Source organism: Photobacterium sp. OFAV2-7, assembly GCF_022347985.1.
GTDB lineage: Bacteria > Pseudomonadota > Gammaproteobacteria > Enterobacterales > Vibrionaceae > Photobacterium.
The window spans coordinates 1-3,374 of the sequence record NZ_JAKRFQ010000573.1; the positions used below are offsets into that span (position 1 = coordinate 1).

Genomic DNA, 3,374 nt, shown 5'->3' on the forward strand with positions numbered 1-3,374 from the left:
ATCAAACTCTCGCCAGGAGCGTGAAAAACTCGTTGTTTGGCCTCGCTTGTTCGCGAGTCTTGCATGGTTTGTTACCGGTACTTATGGCCTGCATATTGTAGGCGAGCTAGGATCTGGAAATCAGGGCGAAGGTTTTTTTAACATGGCAATGTTGATTGCAGTTTTGTTTGTAATGAGTGCATTCCTGATTGCACGTAATGTAAAAGAAAAATCAGCTCCGGCGATTGGCGCTACAGCAGAGAAATTCAACTTTAAAGATGTATTAGTAATAATCGGCAAGAACGATCAGCTAAAAGCATTAATTGGAACTGTACTTTCTTTCCAGGTTGCTAACCTTCTCGTAGGTGGCTTTGCCATATACTACTTTTCTTATGCTTTAGGTAATGCAGAGCTATTTCCTGTTTACATGATGGTTGCAGGTGCTGCAGAAGTTGCGGGTGTATTTTTGTTCCCACGAATTGCCGCACTATTGCCCCGTAAGCACTTATGGCTGATTGCTTGTGGTTTCCCGATTCTGTCTTGCTTATTGCTTCAGGTAATGGGGAGTGTCTCGCCCGGTAGTACACTATTAATTGGTCTAGCTGGTGCGGCTATCAAATTTGGTGTCGGCATTGCGAACGCACTTCAGACAGTAATGCTGGCAGACGTCGTTGATTACGGTGAGTACAAAACCGGTCGCCGCAGCGAAAGTGTTATCTTTTCAGTGCAGACTATGTTGGTGAAATTCGCTGGTGCTGCTGGTGGCTTTATTGTCGGTGTTGGTCTGACAGTCATCGGGTATGTTCCAAACGTAGAGCAGACTGCAGAAACAATCATGGGGCTGGAATTCATGATGCTAGGTCTGCCAGCAATTCTGATGGCAGTGAGTGGTTTTGTATACCAGCGTTACTACTACCTGCATGAAGGCTTCAATAAAGAACAAGCAGAGACTGAGCTTGAGCTAGCGCAAGCATAACCTCAACTGGACAAATGGCTCCATACTGTATATGGAGCCATTAGTTATTATGAATATCCGTTTCTGGATAGTAGTCGAAAAAACATTGTTATCAAAAAGAACTAATACGAACTAAGCGGCAGAATATGAATACTAAAATACTCTCAGTAACAGGAAAAGAAACAGAACTCATTGTCAAAGTCTGCGAGTACGTTGAGATTTTGTATTGGGGCTGCATTATCAATACTAAATCAGAAGGTGCAGAGTATTCATTATCAAGGCCTATACCTTATGGTCGCTTAGATACCGATATCCCAATGACGTTACACCCGGAACTTGGCCGCGGGTTATTCAGCAGCCCTGCTTTGGAAGGGCATCGCAATGGTAAAGGCTGGGCACCTGTATTTCAAACAACAAATGTAAAACAGGGCAGAAAAGAGCTCACAATATACAGTGAAGATAAAGCTGCTGGATTGCAGTTGGTAACTGAATTACGGCTGGATGAATTTGATGTTATCAAGCTTAGACATAAATTGATTAATACCGCGGATGGTATTTATTCAGTTAACCGTCTCGCCAATACGTTGCCACTGCCAGAACGTGCAAATGAGCTGTTGACCTACTACGGTCGATGGGTAAATGAATTTCAGCAGACCCGTATGCGATTGACTCAAGGCGGCTACCAGCAAGAAAACCGTCGTGGCCGCACCTCGCATGAACATTATCCTGCGCTTATTGCCGGTACCCAATATTTTAATGAAACTCACGGAGACGTTTGGGGTTTCCATTTAGCGTGGAGCGGGAACCACCGTATGAGGGTGGATGTAAAAGCCGATGGTCGTCGGTTTATGCAAGCTGAAGCTATCTATCTGCCTGGTGAGGTTGCGCTAGAGAAAGGCGATAGCATTGCTACACCTTGGCTTTATGCTACACACAGTGAATGTGGCTTGAATAAGATGAGCCAGCATTTCCACCAACATGTGAGAAGCAATATTCTTAACAACAGACTGACAAAGAAAGCGCGTCCTATCCACCTCAACACTTGGGAAGGGATCTACTTCGATCATAATCCAGAATATATTATGGATATGGCGACAGAGTCTGCAAAGATGGGAGTAGAACGCTTCATTATCGATGATGGCTGGTTTAAAGGAAGATGCGGCGATAAAGCTGGCCTTGGTGACTGGTATTTAGACAAAAGCAAATATACCAAGGGACTAGAGGGCGTCATTGAACATGTGAATGCCCTAGGCATGGAGTTTGGTCTCTGGTTTGAGCCTGAAATGATAAACAAGGATTCAGACTTATACCGTAGTCACCCCGACTGGCTGCTAGCCATGGACAATTATGAACAACCAACAGGCAGAAACCAGTACGCTATCGATTTGCAAAATGAAGATGCATTTAACTACCTTTTTGAACGTCTGGATTACTTTCTGAGCAAATACAACATCAGTTATATCAAGTGGGATATGAACCGGGAGATTGTCCAACCAGGCCATGATGGTTATGCGGCAGGTCACAAGCAGGTTGAGATGTACTACCGGCTGGTAGATAAGTTGACTGCAAAGCATCCGGATGTAGAAATTGAGTCTTGTGCTGCTGGCGGAGGACGAATTGATTTTGAAGTACTTAAACGTACTCATCGTTTCTGGGCCTCTGATAATAACGATGCACTGGAGCGTCAGCAAATTCAAAGAGGGATGAGCTATTTCTTTCCCCCGGAAGTGATGGGTAGCCACATTGGTGCTAAACACTGCCATTGCACCCGAAGAACACATGATATTAATTTCCGTGGTTTGACAGCTTTGTTTGGCCATATGGGGATAGAGCTTGATCCGGTGAAAGAGTCTGAAACCGAGAAGCAAGGGTTTATGAAGTATATTCAGCTTCATAAACAGTTACGCCCGTTATTGCATAGCGGAGACGCGATCCGTTTGTCAACCGATGACGATGCTCACCTTGCCCATGCTGTCATTGCTACGGCACAGGATAAAGCGGTGGTTTTGGTCGCGCAGTTGTCCATGCCTACTAACTCACTAAGTAGCACGTTACGTATCCCAGGCCTGAACAAGGATAAGTTATACAGTATTTCTTTGTTAGATTACCCGGAGAATTTCCATGACATCGTGAATTTGCAACCGTTATGGACGAAAGAGCCAGTTGTGGCTTCTGGGGAGTGGCTAAAGAAGGCAGGTATTGCAATGCCAATTTTAGATCCGGAAAGCGCAATATTGATAGGACTAAAAGAAGCTTGATGTAGAGAGTAAAGCTCTGCTTAATGTCCACTTATATGTTCCGAGTAGGGCTTTACAATATCTAAGGGTTTACTTTAATAATAAGCATCATGTCAGCTTTTATTCCTGTAAACCATGTCCGTTATGTTTCGCTTGCTTGTTGTAAATAGCAGTTAAACAGTGACAATAATTTTATTAAAGTA

The 3,374-nt window shown here is 44.0% G+C and carries 2 protein-coding genes; both read left to right on the plus strand.

The genetic code is table 11. The annotated features are described in order from the left end of the window. Positions 1 to 955 (plus strand): glycoside-pentoside-hexuronide (GPH):cation symporter (locus tag MHN01_RS21075; protein WP_239413246.1); only part of this gene is annotated, 955 nt, incomplete at its 5' end. Positions 956 to 1,080: 125 nt separating this feature from the next. Next, complete coding sequence (locus MHN01_RS21080; protein WP_239413248.1) at positions 1,081 to 3,192, plus strand: alpha-galactosidase; 2,112 nt, start codon at positions 1,081 to 1,083, stop codon at positions 3,190 to 3,192. Positions 3,193 to 3,374: the final 182 nt, after the last annotated feature.